16 protein-coding genes are annotated in these 16,565 nt (G+C 58.2%); 7 read left to right on the top strand and 9 right to left on the bottom strand.

The window, feature by feature from the left end; all coding sequences use genetic code 11:
• Window positions 1-29 precede the first annotated feature (29 nt).
• From ACTG2T_RS02475 to ACTG2T_RS02445, 7 genes are all read right to left on the bottom strand, one after another.
• A complete protein-coding gene (locus tag ACTG2T_RS02475) occupies window positions 30-1,238 on the bottom strand; it encodes a cation:proton antiporter (protein ID WP_330124962.1) in 1,209 nt (402 codons plus the stop codon).
• Window positions 1,239-1,270: 32 nt separating this feature from the next.
• Window positions 1,271-2,374, bottom strand: a complete 1,104-nt coding sequence (locus ACTG2T_RS02470) for a beta-N-acetylglucosaminidase domain-containing protein (RefSeq protein ID WP_330124961.1) — start codon at window positions 2,372-2,374, stop codon at window positions 1,271-1,273.
• Window positions 2,375-2,417: 43 nt separating this feature from the next.
• Window positions 2,418-4,145, bottom strand: coding sequence for a potassium/proton antiporter (locus ACTG2T_RS02465; protein ID WP_043818568.1), 1,728 nt, complete (start codon window positions 4,143-4,145; stop codon window positions 2,418-2,420).
• 279 nt (window positions 4,146-4,424) lie between these two features.
• Complete coding sequence (locus ACTG2T_RS02460; RefSeq protein WP_005337933.1) at window positions 4,425-4,571, bottom strand: hypothetical protein; 147 nt, start codon at window positions 4,569-4,571, stop codon at window positions 4,425-4,427.
• Window positions 4,568-5,257 carry a M15 family metallopeptidase gene (locus tag ACTG2T_RS02455; protein WP_330124960.1) on the bottom strand — a complete coding sequence of 230 codons (690 nt, stop codon included), beginning with the start codon at window positions 5,255-5,257 and terminating at the stop codon, window positions 4,568-4,570. The genes ACTG2T_RS02460 and ACTG2T_RS02455 overlap by 4 nt, the downstream gene beginning before the upstream one ends.
• Entirely contained in the window at window positions 5,254-6,381 is a 1,128-nt protein-coding gene (gene dapE / locus ACTG2T_RS02450; RefSeq protein ID WP_330124959.1) for a succinyl-diaminopimelate desuccinylase, read from the bottom strand. Before dapE ends, ACTG2T_RS02455 begins: the two co-directional genes overlap by 4 nt.
• A gap of 19 nt (window positions 6,382-6,400) precedes the next feature.
• Window positions 6,401-6,775: an ArsC family reductase gene (locus tag ACTG2T_RS02445; protein WP_252656443.1), complete on the bottom strand. Its 375-nt coding sequence runs from the start codon at window positions 6,773-6,775 to the stop codon at window positions 6,401-6,403.
• A 240-nt stretch (window positions 6,776-7,015) separates the two neighbouring features.
• Between ACTG2T_RS02445 and ACTG2T_RS02440 the strand changes: the two genes are divergently transcribed.
• The 5 genes from ACTG2T_RS02440 (at window position 7,016) to ACTG2T_RS02420 (ending at window position 11,927) form a co-directional block, all read left to right on the top strand.
• Window positions 7,016-8,719, top strand: a complete 1,704-nt coding sequence (locus ACTG2T_RS02440) for a recombinase family protein (protein ID WP_330124958.1) — start codon at window positions 7,016-7,018, stop codon at window positions 8,717-8,719.
• Entirely contained in the window at window positions 8,716-9,675 is a 960-nt protein-coding gene (locus ACTG2T_RS02435; RefSeq protein WP_302097621.1) for a hypothetical protein, read from the top strand. Before ACTG2T_RS02440 ends, ACTG2T_RS02435 begins: the two co-directional genes overlap by 4 nt.
• Window positions 9,676-10,053: 378 nt before the next feature.
• A complete protein-coding gene (locus tag ACTG2T_RS02430; RefSeq protein WP_219263743.1) occupies window positions 10,054-10,191 on the top strand; it encodes a hypothetical protein in 138 nt (45 codons plus the stop codon).
• Between the two features lie 112 nt (window positions 10,192-10,303).
• Window positions 10,304-10,837 carry a recombinase family protein gene (locus ACTG2T_RS02425; RefSeq protein ID WP_227273340.1) on the top strand — a complete coding sequence of 178 codons (534 nt, stop codon included), beginning with the start codon at window positions 10,304-10,306 and terminating at the stop codon, window positions 10,835-10,837.
• Between the two features lie 61 nt (window positions 10,838-10,898).
• On the top strand, window positions 10,899-11,927 hold the full coding sequence (locus ACTG2T_RS02420) for a ParA family protein (RefSeq protein WP_227273341.1): 1,029 nt from the start codon (window positions 10,899-10,901) through the stop codon (window positions 11,925-11,927).
• A gap of 426 nt (window positions 11,928-12,353) precedes the next feature.
• Here the strand turns inward: ACTG2T_RS02420 and ACTG2T_RS02415 are convergent, their stop codons facing one another.
• Window positions 12,354-12,668, bottom strand: coding sequence for a hypothetical protein (locus ACTG2T_RS02415; RefSeq protein ID WP_005337929.1), 315 nt, complete (start codon window positions 12,666-12,668; stop codon window positions 12,354-12,356).
• A 285-nt stretch (window positions 12,669-12,953) separates the two neighbouring features.
• Here ACTG2T_RS02415 and dcuC point away from each other — a divergent pair, with 285 nt between their 5' ends.
• Together dcuC and ACTG2T_RS02405 are read left to right on the top strand one after the other, a co-directional pair.
• The gene (gene dcuC / locus ACTG2T_RS02410) at window positions 12,954-14,330 is read left to right on the top strand and encodes a C4-dicarboxylate transporter DcuC (protein WP_005350454.1); all 1,377 of its coding nucleotides are present in this window, start codon (window positions 12,954-12,956) and stop codon (window positions 14,328-14,330) included.
• 134 nt (window positions 14,331-14,464) lie between these two features.
• Window positions 14,465-15,604 carry a M20 family metallopeptidase gene (locus ACTG2T_RS02405; protein WP_330124957.1) on the top strand — a complete coding sequence of 380 codons (1,140 nt, stop codon included), beginning with the start codon at window positions 14,465-14,467 and terminating at the stop codon, window positions 15,602-15,604.
• Window positions 15,605-15,742: 138 nt separating this feature from the next.
• Here the strand turns inward: ACTG2T_RS02405 and ACTG2T_RS02400 are convergent, their stop codons facing one another.
• The gene (locus ACTG2T_RS02400; RefSeq protein ID WP_330124956.1) at window positions 15,743-16,399 is read right to left on the bottom strand and encodes a hypothetical protein; all 657 of its coding nucleotides are present in this window, start codon (window positions 16,397-16,399) and stop codon (window positions 15,743-15,745) included.
• Window positions 16,400-16,565 lie beyond the last annotated feature (166 nt).

Below are 16,565 nucleotides of genomic sequence, written 5' to 3'. Positions count from 1 at the left end.
GGTGGCATTTTTAATGGGCGTCGGGTGGCTCAGCGCGGTTTGAAGCGCTCGACCCAGGGGTTGGCGGAGAGGCCATGCAGGATGACGCTCAGGATGATGGTGCAGAGCACGGTGGCGATGATGGGGCGTTGGCCAATCAGGGAGGGCTCGTTTTGCAGCACCATCACCGCAAAGACGATACTGGCAAGGCCCCGCGGGCCGAACCAGCCGATAAAGAGCTTGAGCTCCGGCTTGAGGCCGGTACCGATGAGGCTCAGCCAAACCGGCACCATCCGCAGCAGGGTGAGGCTGGCAATGGCATAGAGCCAGTATTGCCAGTGCAACAGCTCCGGCAGAATGGGCATCAGGGTGGCACCAAACACCATCCAGATCACCACGGAGAGCAGGTCGCCGTAGCCTTCGCAGCTGTCCATATAGGCGTGCTTGTGCTCGCCGAGCCGGTGGCCGATAAAGAGGCCGCCGACAAAGGCGGCGATAAAGCCACTGCCCCCCAGAGTCTGGGCCAGCGCAAAGCAGAGCAGGGCCAGCCCCGGCATGGTGAGCTGGCGCCAGAGCGGCAGTTGCCAGCCGTTGAGATAGGAGATTTTCAACAGCCGGATGGTGAGGCTGGTCAGCACAAAGGCGACCAGCAGGCCAATGCCGATCTCCTCCAGCATCAGGGTGATAGCTAGGGTGGCGGTGCCTGCGTGCTGCTCTGTGGGGGCGATAAGGGCCAGCAGTAGAAGCAGTACCGGCACGCAGATGCCGTCGTTGAGGCCGCTCTCCTGATTGAGCCCTTCACGCACAGGTGCAGGCACCGCGGGGTTGCTTACCACCGCCTTGCCGAGCGCCGCATCGGTGGGGGCAAGAATGGTGGAGAGGATAGCCATCTCCAGCAGTGGCAGGTCGGGGAAGATCCAGTGGCCAAACAGGGCGCCACAGAGCAGGGTGAGGGGCAGGCCAATCAGCAAAAGCCGGATGGGGAGTTGGCGGTTGGCCAGCAATACCTGCCAGTTGGTGTTGGCGGCATCGTTGAACAGCACAATCACCAGAGTCAGCTCGGCCAGCAGCTTGATGCCGGCGCTGTCGATAGAGAGGGAGAGCAGCTCCAGCCCACCGGGTCCCAGTAGCCAGCCGGTCAGCAGAAAGAGCAGGGGGCCGTTGACCAGTTTTGATTCAAAGCGCCCCGCGATCAGGCTGTAGACCAGCAAGAAGGCGGCGATCACCGCCAGATTCTGGTAAAGCAGGTGTGCATCCATACAACCTCCTTTCTGCCCCCGCAGGGGGTGGTTTAATCGGTCAGGCAGTCGGGGTCGAACACATACTCCCCGTCCAGCCAGCGCACGATTTCGTCAACGCAGGATTGGTCGCGAAACGGCAGGTAGCGCGCCTTGAGGGCGGCAATCTGCTCGGAGGTGAGCTGTGCCAGCCCCAGATCCTGAAACAGCGGCAGGTCGGCCTCGATCATCGCCGAGATCTGCGGGCCGCAGGTGGCGTTGAGGGCGGCATGCAGCGCCTTGTCGGGGTCGTATTGTTTGCCGAGCCGGTAGCTCATTGGCAGGGTAGCGAGGGACAGGGCGGAGAGCGCCGCCTGCTTCATCGGGTTGACCGCATGGCCGGCGAGCAGATCCGCCAGCTCGGCAGGGCGATTCTCGAAGGCGCGCAGGTGCAGGTAGCTGCTCGCCTTGCTGCCATCGTTGACCGGGTAGTTGTCCCACAGAAACGGCTTGCGGCCGAGCAGTTCGGTCACCTGTTTGAGGTGGCTGGCCGGATATTCGCTGGAGCAGACCTTGGGGCCGGTCCAGAAGATCTCGAAACGGCGATCGAGCTGCTCGCCAAGCTCCTCCAGATAGCGGGGAGGCATGGCGCCAAACACCTTCTCTAGCACCGGATCGGTCGAGTAGTAGCTGGGGCAGAAGATGAGGCGGGTCGCCTTGCTGTGGGCCGCGATGTCGTGGGCGATGGTGAGCTGGTGACGGGCCAGATCCGGGGTATCCCCCTTCATGTCGTCAAACAGCACAGCCAGAATGTCAGGCTGCAGCATCTCGTCGATGAGGCGCACTTTTTCAAGCAGCGCTGGACGCTGCCGCTCGTAGTCGTGATGCGCCCCCATGGGGCTCAAGCCCACCCCGAAGGCGAGTCCGTTGGCGCGGCACTGGCGCGCCAGCTCGGAGAGATCGGCCAGCTGCTGCTCGGGCCAGGGGAGGGCCCAGTGCTTGCGCAGATAGCCGTCCTCTTTCGGGGCGTAGATATAGAAGCCGTAACCGTGGCGTGGCAGCCACTGGGCGTAGCGGGCGCGGGCCTGCCAGCTCCATCCCTTGCCAAAAAAGCCTTCAATGACCCCCAGATTGGCAGCGGGGGGCAGGGGGCCGGACAGCAAACTTTGATATGGCATAACTCTCTCCCTTCTTGCTGGGGACTTGATACGGGACGGTCGGTCAGACCGGGTCCTCTTCCTGAAAGCGCACCCCGATCTTGCTCGGCACGCTCTCGTCCATTTCGGCCACGGTCCAGATCAGGCCCTGCCATTCGATGTTGTCACCGACCACCAGATTATCGCCCAACTGGCTGGCAATAAAATCGCCCAGTGTCTGATCCGCCACCTCGCTCACATCCAGCCCGTAGAGAGGGGCGAGATCCACCAGCCGCGCGGCTGCTTCCAGCAGGAAGTCACCGAAGAAGCGGGGGCCGAGATCCTGCTCCGGCGCTTGGCTAAAGAGCTGGCCGAGGGCAGGGAGGTCGCGTTCGTGACCGATCACACAGAGGATGTCATCGGCCTGCAGGCAGGTACTGCCCGAGGGGTGGAGCAGCTCGCGGCCGCGAAACAGGGCGCAGATCCGGGTGCCGGCAGGCATCTGCAGATCCCGCAGTGGCGAGCCGATGCACCACTTCTCCTCCCCCAGCTGGTAGACGAAGGTCTCCCACTGGCTGTCGAGATCGATCTCGAGTCCGGAGCGGTTGATGGGGGACGGTGGTGCAGGTACCTCCACCCGCGCCAGTTTTGATGCCAGCGGTAGCGAGCTGCCCTGCAAAATCAGCGAGACCAGCACCACGAAGAAGGCGACGTTGAAGTAGAGCTGGGCGTTGGGCAGCCCCGCCATCATGGGGAACACCGCCAGAATGATGGGCACGGCGCCGCGCAGGCCAACCCAGGAGATAAACCAGCGCTCGCGGGGGGCGAAGTTCTTGAACGGCAGCAGCCCGATCCAGACCGACACCGGGCGGGCAAACAGGATCATCCACATCGCCAGCGCCAGCGCGGGCAGGGCGATGGGCAGCAGCTTGTGGGGGGAGGCAAGCAGCCCCAGCACCAGAAACATGCCGATTTGGCTGAGCCAGGTCAGACCGTCCAGCACCGACAATGTGGTGCTGCGACTGCGCAGGGCGAGGTTGCCGAGCAAGAGACCAGTGAGATAGATGGCGAGAATGCCGCTGCCACCGACCGCCGTGGTGAGGGCGAAGATCAGCAGGCCGCCGCTGACGGTGAGCAGTGGATAGAGCCCCGGCGCCAGACGGGCGGTGTTGATGAGGCGCCACAGCAACCAGCCGCCGCCAAGGCCAATCCCGGCACCAAGTCCAAACTGCTTGACCAGTTGCAGCAGCAGGAAGCCCCCATCCAGCCCTTGCTGGGCTGTGGCGAGCACCTCGATCAGGGTGACGGTAAGAAACACCGCCATGGGGTCGTTGCTGCCTGACTCTATCTCCAGGGTGGCGCTCACCCGCTCGTTCAGACTGCGTCCGCCGAGCAGGGAGAAGACTGCCGCCGCATCTGTGGAGCCGACGATGGCGCCGATCAGCATCCCCTGCATCAGGTTGAGGTCAAACAGCCAGGCGGCGGCGAGCCCCGTCAGGCCGGTGGTGATAGCCACCCCGACTGTAGCGAGCGACAAGGCAGGCCAGAGCGCCACCCGGAACGAGGAGACCCGGGTGCGCATGCCGCCGTCGAGCAGGATGATGGCAAGCGCCAGGTTGCCCACCAGATAGGCGATGGAGTAGTCAGCGAAGTGGATACCACCTGGGCCATCCTCACCGGCCAGCATGCCGACGGCGAGGAAGATAACCAGAATGGGAATACCGAGGCGGGAAGAGAGGGCGCTCAACAGTACGCTGGCTCCCACCAACAGGGCAGCGACAAAAAAGAAACTGTTGATGGTAGCGGCATCCAAGGGCGAACTCCTTCCTGGTAATGTGCAAAGTAGGCACATTATATGCAGTTAGGCCCCCCTTGTGTGGCTTATTTGTGCATCAATTTGCACTTTCTTACATTTTTCATCCCTTTTTTCAGCATGGCCGCGCCATATTCTGACAGTGACGGGGTTAACGAAAGCGGAGTCAAAGGAGCGTCGATTTCAGGATGCGCAGGGAGGAGATGGCGGGGAAAAGTGAAACGGCACAGCAGAGGGAGAGGGGAGCACAAGGGCGCTCCCCACGGGATGGGGCGGGATTCAGTCGTCCTCGTCATCCTTCACTTCGCGGATCTTGTCCTTGTAGTTGGGCAACTGCTTCTCCAGCCGTTTCATGTCTTTGATGGCATTGAGAAACAACCCGAGCAGGAACAGCAGCGGCAACCCTATCCACAGCCAGAGATTCATGGGATTTTCCTTTCGTCAGGACAGGTGGTGACATAACGGGCCAAAATTTCATCAAGGTTGGCCAATATGGTCGACTTGCCTTCAATATCCGCCTGTTGCAGACAAAGCGCCAGTGCCGCGGGATCGAGCCGCTGCTCATCGGACTCCAGCGAGAAGCTGATATGCCAGGGCTCGTAGGCGACCCCGCTCTGTGCCCCGACCGGCTTGGCATAAGGGAGGAAGAAGCCGAAGTCGCTCATATGGTCGCTGAGCCACTCGCTGAGATCTGCAAACCAGCCCCCGGCTTCATACTCCCAGGGCTCCAGTGCCAGTTTGGTATCGGCAGGCAAACAGTCCGGGTCGTAGATGTCGAGATCGGTCCCCCAGTGGTGACGACTGGTGCCGGGCAGGGCACTCCAGCGCAAAATGGCGTGCAGCCGCTCCACCTCGCTTAGTTGCAGGGCATCGATGGGCTGGCTGTTGGCATCGAGCAGTGGCCGTTCGCCGCGCCACTTGCCATTCCAGATGGCGAGCTGGCGCTCGAAGCCCCGCCAGCTGGAGGCCGCCTGCAGGTTGAACCCCTCATAGGCGGCCGCCACCTGCATGTCGTTGAAGGCCGCCGCGGTGGCGGCAGTCAGACGATGGGGGCCGCGCCCCACCAGAATAAGGTGGCTCTCGTCGAGCCCCAGTAGTTGTTCCTGCGTCATGCCAGCAATCTCTCGAGCACCCCTTGATACATGTCCGCCAGCAGATCCAGATCGTCCGCCTTCACGCACTCGTTCACCTTGTGAATAGTGGCGTTGACGGGGCCAAGCTCAATCACCTCGGCGCCAGTGGGGGCGATAAAGCGCCCGTCGGAGGTGCCGCCGGTGGTGAGCAGGGCCGGTCGCTGACCGTTCACCGCCTCGATGGCCGCCACGGCGGCATCGAGCAGCGCGCCGGTGTCGGTGAGGAATGGCTGGCCGGAGAGGGTCCAGTTCAGCTGATAATCGAGGCCATGTTTATCCAGCAGCGCTTCGACTCGCTCGCGGATATCCATGTCGGTCAGTTCGGTGCTGAAGCGGAAGTTGAACTGGACGTGCAGCTCGCCCGGAATGACGTTGGAGGCGCCGGTGCCGGCCGAGATGTTGGCGATCTGGAAGCTGGTGGGGGGGAAGTAGGCGTTGCCCTCATCCCACACAGTGGCGGCGAGTTCCGCCAGCGCTGGCGCGGCTTTGTGAATGGGGTTGTCCGCCAGATGGGGATAGGCCACATGGCCCTGCACTCCGCGCACCAACAGATCGCCGGTGATGGAGCCGCGTCGGCCGTTCTTCACCACATCCCCTACCACGGCGGTAGAGGAGGGCTCGCCGACGATGCACCAGCGGATCTTCTCGTTGCGGGCCTCCAGGGTGTCGATCACCCGGGTGGTGCCATTGATAAAGGGCCCCTCCTCATCGGAGGTGATGAGAAAGGCGATGGACCCGGTGTGATCCGGATGCTCGGCCACGAAGCGCTCGACCGCCACCACCATGGCAGCCAGCGAGCCCTTCATGTCGGCGGCGCCGCGGCCATAGAGCACGCCATCCTTGATGGTCGGCTCGAACGGCGGGGTGTGCCATTTGTCCTGCGGCCCGGCGGGCACCACGTCGGTGTGACCGGCGAAGCAGAACAGCGGCCCCTCGCTGCCACGACGGGCCCAGAGGTTGGTGGTGTCTTCAAACACCATGGGCTCGATGACAAACCCGAGCTTGGCGAGGCGCTCCGCCATCAGGGTCTGGCACCCTTCATCGAGGGGGGTAACGGAGGGGCGGCGGATCAGATCCTTGGCCAGTGCGATGACATCCGACATCAGTTGTCCTTAGTTGTCCTTAACGGGAGAAGAGGGATTGGTAGTGATCAGCCTTGAAACCCAGGGTCAGTTCGCCGTCACGGTCGAGCAGCGGGCGCTTGATCATGGCCGGATGTTCCAGCAGCAGGGCGCGCGCCTTGGTAGTGTCGAGCCCCTGTTTGGCCTCATCCGGCAGGGCGCGGAAGGTGGTGCCGCGGCTGTTGAGCAAGGCTTCCCAGCCGAGTTTTGCCAGCCAGCTGTCCAGATCGTCCGGATTCAGGCCGTCGGTGCGGTGGTCGTGAAAGCGGTAGTCGATACCGGCCTCATCCAGCCACTTGCGGGCTTTCTTGATGGTGTCGCAGTTCTTGGGGGAAATGCCGTAGAGTACGACTTTACATTCGCTCTTGTTTTCCATGGGGTTCACCGTGTTCCGTTTGATGGGCAGTAGCATACAGGCGATCACCATGCAGGGAAACGTAGCTGCGGGAGGTCGGTCATCTGCCGGGGTAGCTCATTATGGTGGTCATCAATTTCGTGGTCAAAAATAACTTTGATGATTATTGATGAAAGCGCCGCATTGGTGATAGCCTCTTCTTACCTTAGTTTTCCACCTTGTTTACCCGCCTTGTGGGCAGGTAAAACCAGAGGATTTGTCATGAGCCATCCCCCGAAGGCGTACTCTTACATTCGGTTCAGTACCCCTAAACAAGCCCAAGGAGATAGCTATCGTCGTCAGCTTGCAAAGGCCAAAGAGTACTGTGCAGAGCACAATCTAACGCTGGTGGAGGAGACGATTGACGACCATGGGATCAGTGCATACCGTGGCGCTAACATGACAGAAGGTGCGTTAGGCCGCTTCTTGGAGGCAGTGAAAAGCGGGGCTATTGAGCAGGGGTCTTACCTACTGGTGGAATCAGTGGATCGCCTGAGTCGGCAGGCGGTGGAGGAGGCTCTAGGCCAGTTCCTTGGCCTTATCAATGCAGGTGTCGTTGTCGTTACGCTTGACGACAAGGCTGTGTATCGCAAAGGGCAGGTTGAGACGCAAAACCTGTTGCTTTCTATCATGTTCATGGTTCGAGCGAACAATGAGTCAGAAGTAAAAAGTGATCGTAGTCGCAAAGCTTGGGAGAATGGACGCAAGCAGGCCAGAGAAAACAATAAGGTGATGAAAAACTCCCGTTTGCCTTCATGGTTGCAATGGGAGGAGGGCCAAATCGTTCCTATAGCCGAACGAGCTGCGATTGTGAATGAAATGTTTGAGATGGCTAAATCAGGTTGTGGTTATGAGCAAATCGCCAAGGCTTTCAGGAGTAAGGGATACAAGACCTTCGGTAAGGTGACTGACTGGCGTCCGGCTGGGATTCAGGCTGTCATCAAGAGTCGAGCGGTTATCGGCGAATTCCAGCCGCATATCATCGAGAAGGGTGAGCGGATCCCTGATGGGGAACCAATAGTCGGCTATTACCCCGCGATAGTGAGCAGGTCTTTATTCAAGGATGTGCACCACATTATCAGCCAAAGAAACAACCATAGTGGTTCCTACCGTAAAGGACGGTTTAACAACCTTTTCAGCGGTGTGCTTCGCTGCCAGTGTGGAGAGCCTCTTCGTTTCAACAACAAGGGAAAAGCAGGAAGCCCCCGAAATTACCTCATTTGCCCTATGCGTCAGGTTGCAGGATGCAAGTTACCTAACCTGCTCCATGAGAAGATTGAACTTCAGTTGTTACAAGCGGCTAGCTTGTTATCAGAAGTCATGAAACAAAGACGGCCTGAGGATGCCAAGACAGTAGCACTCAAAGAGGAATTGGCTGAGCTTCAAATGCAGCTTGAAATTGGGATCAAGAAGAGAAAAAAGGCAGCCGAATCCATGGTGGACAACGATGATGACGCTGATTTTCGTGAGATATTTCTATCACATAAAGCGAATTGCCAAGCGTTAGAAGAGCACATAGCTCAGCTTGAAAGCGAAATCATGGATAGAGAGCTATCACAAAAAACGCTGGGTCGGTTGATTCAACCTGAGGACTTGAAAAGCACAGAGCAGCGACAACAATTCAATGCTCAACTGAAGGCTGTTCTACAAGAAATCAGGCTTCACTATGACGGTTTTGATCTGGCTGCTGTGTTTAAGGACATTGATGGCTCAATCGTACTTGAGCAGGCTTTTAAGCCCAAGCTAACAGGCAGTAGCGTTAGAGATCTCAGCGGGGAGGAGTTGTTAAGGACAATCTCGGAAGATCCCTACATTGATGCTGCGTGGGTGAAGGGCGAGCTCGAGGAATATGATCTCCACCGGAAAGATGTGTCCAGCGGTCTGGATGATGAGTTTGAGGACTTGAGTTTACAAGAGTCAAAGTGAAGGCATTACAAGGGGAGTTGGACGTGGTAGGCATCTTTGTTGGGCACCACTCACAGGGGAGCATCGACCCAAGATCATTGCTGTCACAGATACCTGGCTTCAATGGTCGGTACAGTCAGTACGTCAGGCGGGCTATCAACAACATCCGGCAGGTGCAGGGGCTCGACCTGCCGGAGGTTCCTGAACCGGATAATGGATTGGGGACGTGGACTCCCTTGCAAGCCTTGGCTGTGTTGACCTATGGCCCCAGCTCTCACCTGAACGCAGCGTTGATAGCGGAGATCGAGCGGTTGACCGGACAATCATTACCACGAGAGGAAGGTCAGAGCCGCTATGAGGCAGCATTTTACACAGAGTACCTAGTTTCGCTGCTTGCTTATTTTGAAGAACAGCAGCCGGGTTTGCGAATTGAGGTGATCCCGCAGTTCTCTTGCGGCCCTTACCGAATAGATTTCCGAGTCGATTTGCAGTGGTTCGACCCAGACGGAAAGTATTTTGACAAACCGATCCGGCAGGAGGCGTACTTGCTGGAGTTTGACGAAGCCTATCATCTGGAGCCAGCGAACAGCCAAGCAGACCAGCAGCGTGATGCCTACATCAAGCAGCAGACGGGCATCAGACCGCTCAGGATTCGCCATGAGGAGCAAGAGCTGTGGGCTACCATTTGCCGGACTCAGGGACGCATCCTAAGCGTGGAGGAGTACCTGCAAGGGCTGCTGGAAGTGATGAAATGGCGACAGGAGGAGGGGCATATCTATATCACGTTGAAGTCTGCACAGAGTGCTTATACCTGCGATCCTACCGGATATCTGCGTTACGCCTCTCAGCCCAAACGCGATTTGAAGAAGATTGCTGCTCGGCTCGATTGGCGATTGATAGATGGGCATAGCGACAAGTTGTCGTATTACCGTCTGACCCCGCCGCGAGTGACTGCCAATCGACACATTTCGGGGTGATGTGTCTGGTCGATTTGAGTCTCATCGACACATCCAGCAGCGTGTTCATGGGCTTTTTGGCGGCATGTGTCTGGTGTTCCAGCTGTTCCAGCCCGATATATATACCCGTTTAGTTACTCAGACTCTTATCTATTTACTGCACCGAGGGGGGAGCTTACCAGCCACCCGAAGGAGACAAATCAAGAAGATAGCAACGAACCCGCCCCGTTGGCGGCCCTGAAAAAACAATCCCGAACCCCACCAGCACAAGGAAAACGAGCAGGCAACATTCAGACTCCACGCCGGTATAAGACAGATGAGAGCAACACCATAGGAGAATCCCATGGAATACATCACATCTGGCCCCTTGTCGGGAGCCATCCAGCAAGGAGCAGGCGTATGAATGAGCAGCAAGGAAACCCGTTACTGAAAGCGTTGGAGGCGGCACTGCTGGCAGCCTTAGGCGTCCTCATCAAGGAGGCCGTCAACTCGATGCAGACACCGCCGACCCCGCCAAAGGAGCCGGACGCTCAATAGACCATGCCCGTGTGACAGACCGGAAGCCCCTCGGCAACCCCTGCCACACGGGTTGGAATATGAGTTTTGACACGTTTTTCTTGCTGGGTCTTGAGCCTATTGGGAGGCCATCATGGCAATCATCGGGTATGCCCGTGTCTCGACCACGGGGCAATCGCTGGAGCAGCAACTGACAGCTCTGGCGGGGTGCGAAAAAGTCTTTAACGAGAAGGTAAGCGGTAACAAGACGGATAGGCCACAACTACAGGCAATGCTCGAATTTGCCCGCTCAGGGGACGTGCTCAAAGTGACCAAGCTGGATCGACTCGCTCGAAACACCCGTCACTTGCTGGAGATCACAGACCAGCTACACGCCAAAGGGGTAACATTGCAAATCCAGAATCTGGGCATCGATACGGCTACACCAACGGGTAAGCTGATGCTGACCATGATCGGGGCCATCGCCACGTTCGAGCGGGAAATCATGCTAGAGCGTCAGGCGGAAGGGATCGCCTTGGCGAAGGCCAAAGGGGTCTACAAAGGCCGCAAGCCGACAGCGATGGAGAAGCGGGATGAGGTGCAATACCTCTTATCACAAGGGCTTCCCAAAACTGTTGTAGCAAAGCGTCTGGGGATCAGTACATCCAGTGTTTATAGGATGCTCTAGGTGCTGACTCACAGATTCATTCATAAAAATAGGGGCCGTAATAATCCCTTTGGAGATTCTAGTGACAAAAATTGTTTCAGTTTTCAATAACAAAGGTGGTGTAGGAAAAACAACCACCACTTGGTATTTGGCCGATACACTTGGCCGCATGGGGAACAGGGTTCTGGTTATCGACTTCGATCCTCAGTGCAATCTCTCCATTGCCATCATGGGTGAGCAGGGTTTTGCAAACACACTACCGAATGCTCAACATCCTTACGGCCAAACTGTGAGGGCTTTTCTGCAATTGCTGCTACAAGGTACTGGTGGGCAGCAAGTATTCCTGCATCAAGGCCCACATACTTCACCCAATGTTCACCTCATTGCTGGCGACTTCTGGCTGAACATCTTTTCAGAAAGCTTAAATGTCGGTGCGGATTTACTGACAGGGACTGGGTTAGCAAAATACGTAGCCTTGACCCACATGGTAAAGGCTGCCGAAGATCAAATCGGTGCAGAGTTTGACTATGTGCTGGTTGACCTTCCGCCGTCATTTGGTGCTTTGGTAAGAGCTGCACTGTATTCATCATCCTATGTGATAGTACCGTGCACATCTGATACTTACAGTGCCTATTGCATCAGTTTAATAGGACAGATGCTTCCAATGTTCTTGAACCAATGGCAGCAAGGTTTGGCGGCTTTCAAAGCAGCTAACCCGCAGTTCACTGGCTTTGACAATTTAGGACAATGCAAGTTTGCGGGTTGGGTTTTTAATGGATTCGATACTCGTAGCGGCGATTTGATTCGGGCGGATAGGGTGCATCACGATAGAGTGCAGGACTCTATAGACACCAATCTTATTGCTAATCCAAAAGTTGCATGTTCGCCAACACTGCCAGCCAATGGACAACTTGGTCAGATTGAAGACATGAACACTCTGATTCAAAATTCCATTTGGTTAAGTGCCCCGATAGCAGCTCTTGATCAACACCGTCCGGTTTCTACTCTGCGGGATCGTGGTAATTGGGCTCAAAACCAACTTGATCAGATACGTGATCTACGGGCTGCTTACCAACATATGGCCACTAATCTCATCGCTAGTTGTGCCTAAACCTAAGCAGTCTGAAAAGGCCTGAACAGATTATGTTTAGGCCTTTTTTTTACGGCATATTTATAAAAAACAGCTCGCAGTTCTTGATGCCATAGAGGGTGATGGCCATGGGGAGTCCTTCTCTTGTGGGCGCTGGCCGTGGGCCGCGTCCCGAAAATCCGAATCAACACAGTGCAAGGGCCCGATTCTGGCATTGTGGCGATCGCATGGCAACGCCGATGGTCCGGCTCGCGGGTTTTACCGGGACTGGTCACACCTGAACGGCGATTTTGAGATCAAGATCAGAAGCAGTGCGGTGGGTATGCCCGATGGGATGGTGATTGCGGAGAAAAGCCGCTATTGCAGGAGAAAAAGAGAAAGGGCAAACGCCAGATAGCCAAAACGCGCCAGCGGGCGCGTTTTGGTCGGCATTATCAAGCACCTCAATCAGTGCAGGGTGGTCCACTCATGGTCAAAGACCCGGGCCCGTTCCCAGGGTGCATCAGGCAGGCTGGAAGAGAGGCCAGTGTATTTGCCCACGTCGTCCACCACGATGGCGGAGAGGATCGGCAGGTTGTTTTCGGTGCAGTACATGCGGATGCGTTGCAGCAGGGTGCGCAGTTCATCCTGGCACTGCTCCAGCCCGGCCTGCTTGGCCAGTTTGGAGTAACGAATGGTAGTGCGTTCCTTTGCAGACTCGACGAGGATGTCCCACAGCTTGTAGTCGCAGGTCGAAGCACCTGCGGTGGCTTGGCTTGTCATAACTCTCTCCGGCGCGAAATGGTCGCTATGTGTCGAAGCGCATCTTCGCCAGTTCGGCGCCGTCATATGTTGATCCAACGCAAAAAAGAGGGGAGTCGCGTCACACAATTCCCGGATATGGGGTGATAAAGGTTTTCCGGCAGTTGAAATAACGAAAAATTGTTACATGGTCGACATATTATGCTAATGAATCACGGTGACGGCACCTTTATTGATAGGGATCAAAGGCAAACAGTGGTCAGATCACTAGATTTCGCTCTTCGATAAATTTATCAGGAGTGAATATTGGAACTTTTATTCGTCTTGCTCGTTCTGGTCGCCGTGGTCTACGGCATTATCAAGGATTACAACCCGCAGGCGGTGTTGGCGCTGGCGGGCATGGCCATTTTTGCAGTGGCCTACTGGTTGGGGCTGCACCCCATTCTCCCCGCTGACAAGAGCACCGGTTTCGCCCTGTTCGACCTGTTCGAAGTGTTCAAGGGGATCTTCTCCTACCGCGCGGCGGGACTTGGCCTCACCATCATGGCTGTGGCGGGTTTTGCCACCTACATGTCCCATATCGGGGCCTCCCAGGCGCTGGTGCGGGTGGCGGTCAAACCGGTGGCGGGCATCCAGTCCAGCTACCTGATGCTCTCCATCTGTTATCTGGTGGCGGTATTCGTCTCCCTGTTCGTTACCTCCGCTACCGGCCTTGGCCTGCTGTTGATGGTCACCATGTATCCGGTGATGCGCAACCTCGGCATCAGCCCGGCCTCCGCCTGTGGCGTCATCGCCACCTCCCAGGCGTTTGAAATTGGCCCGACCCAGACCAACGCCATCTTCTCCGCCGGTCAATCCGGCATGGATCCGACCAGCTATTTCGTTGACTACCAAATCTGGCTGGTGGCCCCTATGCTGCTGGTGACCATGGTGCTGCACTTCTTCTGGCAGCGTCACTGCGATCGCAAGGATGGTTGGGATCCTGCGTTGCATCGCGGCGATCACGCCGAGCTGGACGAGCAGGGCACCGAGAGCGTGCAGGCCCCCACCTGGTATGCCCTGCTGCCGATCATCCCCTTCGTGCTGATGATGACCTTCTCCAAGCTGCTGGTGAGCGACATCAAGATGAGCGTGGAGGTGGCCATGCTGCTGTCGGTCTTTATCGGCATGCTGTGCGAGCTGCTGCGTAGCCGCTCGGTGCGTACCGCGTTTGCCGGGCTGTCGAGCTTCCTCGACGGCATGGGCAAGGTGTTTGGCCCCGTGGTGGCGCTCATCGTCTGTGCCGAGCTGTTTGCCGAATCCCTCAAGGCCATCGGCGCCATCGATACCCTGCTGCACTCTGCCAGCAATGCCGGTATCGGCAGCGGTCTGATGACGCTGGTGATGGTGGCGCTGATCATGGTAGCGGCGGTCATCATGGGCTCCGGCAACGCGGCGTTCCTCAGCTTCTCGACCCTGGCACCGGCGGTGGCAGCCAAGTTTGGCGTACCGGCGGTGACCATGCTGCTGCCGATGCAGCTCGCTTCCAGTATCGGCCGTACCGTCTCTCCCATCGCGGCTGTGCTGATCGCCTGTGCGGGGATTGCCAAGGTATCGCCCTTTACCGTGGTCAAGCGCACCAGCGTGCCGATGGCGGGGGCGCTGGTGACGGCGCTGACCCTCAATTATCTGCTGTTCATGTAGTGATGTGGGTTATGTAGTGGTGTTTGGAATTTACCGGTCGGGCGGGTGGCATGGCTGCCCGCCTTTTTCTCACTGTGTCGCATTGTTGCAATAGACGATCGGCCATCAATGCTGATTGTTGCATGGAGAAGATAATGACAGTTGTAAAGAGCCCGTTTTCCCTCGATAGCTATCTGGCCGATTTGGCCCCGCTCATCAACCTCGATTGCGGTACTCGCACCCCGGCCGGGGTAGCGAAAGTGGCCGACATCATGACCGAGAAATATGAGGCCATCGGTTGGCAGGTGACCCGCCACCAGTTTGCTGCCGAGTGCGGCCCCTGCCTCGAGATCACCAATGCGCCGGGTGCCGATCACTACGATGTGATGCTGTGCGGCCACATGGATACCGTCTTCCCCGAGGGGACGGCGGCCAAGCGCCCGCTGAAAATCGAAGGCAATCAAGCCTTTGGTCCCGGTGTGTCGGACATGAAGAGCGGCCTGCTCTCTATCTGGTATGCCCTCAAAGAGATGGATCCGGCATTGCTTGCCAAGCTCAAGGTGCTGGTCTGCTACAACTGCGACGAAGAGATTGGCTCCCCCTGGTCGAAAGATTGGCTGGTGGAGAAGGCCAAACAGAGCGGCTGCGTGCTGGTGGCCGAGGCAGCCCGTCCCAACGGGGATCTCATCAGCGCCCGCAAGGGCAATGCCAAGTACCGCATCACCTTCCACGGCAAGGCGTCCCACGCCGGTTCGGCCCTGACCGAAGGTGTCTCTGCTATCACCGAGCTGGCGCATTGGGTGCTGGCCATCAACGAGCAGGTCAACATGACCACGGGCACCACCATGAACGTCGGCGTGGTACAGGGCGGCACCGGTGTCAACGTGGTGCCGGACTTTGCCGAGGCGATCGTGGATTTGCGCTTCTGGAGCAACGAAGAGGCCGCTGCGGTACACGACCGGCTCACCTTTATGGCCAACAACCCCTTCCTCGCGGGTTGTCGGGTCGAGGTGGATCGCCAGACCTTCAAGCCGGCGATGCGCCCGAGCGGTGACACCGAGGCGCTGATGGCACTGGTGGAGGCGGCAGCCAAGGAGGAGGGGATCCCCTTCAACTGGCTGGAGGCCGGTGGCGGCTCGGATGCCAACTTCACCGCCGCCGCGGGGGTGCCGTCGCTGGATGGCTTCGGCCCCATGGGGGGCGGTTTCCACTCGGAGGCGGAGTTCCTGCTGCTGGAGAGCATCGAACCACGCATCCGCCTGTTGCAGCGGGTGCTGGGCAAGTTGGTGAAATAAGCCGGTTTATCCCTTGTTCGGGTCGCCATGGCCCGTTCAAAGCTGGTCCGCTCAAATCCAAACGGGAGGCTGTTGCCTCCCGTTTTTTTATCTCGATTTTTCGCGCGCAGAGTGAGCGGGCCAGATGGCCTGAGGCCGTTACCCCTGTGGCTCGGTCAGATAGGCCAGATGATCCTGCCGTGCTACCTGCCAGCCATCGAGGCGCAGCGGGGCGGCAAAGCCCGGGCCGTCAGTCACCATGGTGTGGTACTCCCCCTGCTCGCCGCAGGCATCGAAGCCCTCGCACTCGGCCAGTTGTTGTAGCTCGCAGAGGGTGGCGGCATCGAGGGTGCGTCCAGTCCACTCGGGAGCCAGCACCCGGGTATCGACGCAGGAGAGGTGGGCGACGATGCCGCGCGCCAGCATATCCGCCAGCAAGGCTTGGCGAGATTGTTGCCAGAGCGGGGTATGGACGGTGAGATCCAGCGGGCGGCAGCGTTCGCGGATCCAGTTAGGCGCACCGTCCACGCTGTCGATATCGCCGGTCACCACCCCGTCGAGGTTCCACTCCTGCTGCAAGCGGCTCAGCGCCGTCTCATAGCTCTGCTCGAACGGCGCTTCTATGGTGACCAGCAGATGGGGCAGCTCGAGGGCTTCCGCCTGACGGCGCACCAGTGGCAAGGGGTGAGCGAGAAATCGGGGCTCTGGCGGGGCAAAGGTGGCCAGTGCCACCACCTGATGGCCCGCTTGGCGGGCATGACAGAGGGCCAGCATGGCATCTTTGCCACCGCTCCAGAGCAGGATGACGCGAGACATGGATGAGATTCCGGTGGTGAACGAGGGGGCATGCTACCCAGCGGCGGGGGCAGAGGTAAAGGTATTGTGTCCGGAAATGGCGGCGGGGAAATGGTTGGGGTCACAGAGCGGGAAAAAGCAGGCCCCCGAAGCGGGGGCCTGTATTGCAATAGCGTGGTAAACGCCG

This window comes from Aeromonas sp. 75A, from assembly GCF_051919425.1.
In the GTDB taxonomy this organism is placed as follows: Bacteria; Pseudomonadota; Gammaproteobacteria; order Enterobacterales; family Aeromonadaceae; genus Aeromonas; species Aeromonas veronii.
This window is presented reverse-complemented; position numbering and strand designations above follow the sequence as displayed.

Bases quoted from the DNA above. Each gene is read 5' to 3' on its own strand.
- ACTG2T_RS02460 (WP_005337933.1), bottom strand. From the start codon at position 4,571: ATGAATCTCTGGCTGTGGATAGGGTTGCCGCTGCTGTTCCTGCTCGGG.
- ACTG2T_RS02475 (WP_330124962.1), bottom strand. From the start codon at position 1,238: ATGGATGCACACCTGCTTTACCAGAATCTGGCGGTGATCGCCGCCTTC.
- ACTG2T_RS02470 (WP_330124961.1), bottom strand. From the start codon at position 2,374: ATGCCATATCAAAGTTTGCTGTCCGGCCCCCTGCCCCCCGCTGCCAAT.
- ACTG2T_RS02445 (WP_252656443.1), bottom strand. From the start codon at position 6,775: ATGGAAAACAAGAGCGAATGTAAAGTCGTACTCTACGGCATTTCCCCC.
- ACTG2T_RS02425 (WP_227273340.1), top strand. From the start codon at position 10,304: ATGGCAATCATCGGGTATGCCCGTGTCTCGACCACGGGGCAATCGCTG.
- dapE (WP_330124959.1), bottom strand. From the start codon at position 6,381: ATGTCGGATGTCATCGCACTGGCCAAGGATCTGATCCGCCGCCCCTCC.
- ACTG2T_RS02440 (WP_330124958.1), top strand. From the start codon at position 7,016: ATGAGCCATCCCCCGAAGGCGTACTCTTACATTCGGTTCAGTACCCCT.
- ACTG2T_RS02400 (WP_330124956.1), bottom strand. From the start codon at position 16,399: ATGTCTCGCGTCATCCTGCTCTGGAGCGGTGGCAAAGATGCCATGCTG.
- ACTG2T_RS02455 (WP_330124960.1), bottom strand. From the start codon at position 5,257: ATGACGCAGGAACAACTACTGGGGCTCGACGAGAGCCACCTTATTCTG.
- ACTG2T_RS02415 (WP_005337929.1), bottom strand. From the start codon at position 12,668: ATGACAAGCCAAGCCACCGCAGGTGCTTCGACCTGCGACTACAAGCTG.
- ACTG2T_RS02430 (WP_219263743.1), top strand. From the start codon at position 10,054: ATGAATGAGCAGCAAGGAAACCCGTTACTGAAAGCGTTGGAGGCGGCA.
- ACTG2T_RS02405 (WP_330124957.1), top strand. From the start codon at position 14,465: ATGACAGTTGTAAAGAGCCCGTTTTCCCTCGATAGCTATCTGGCCGAT.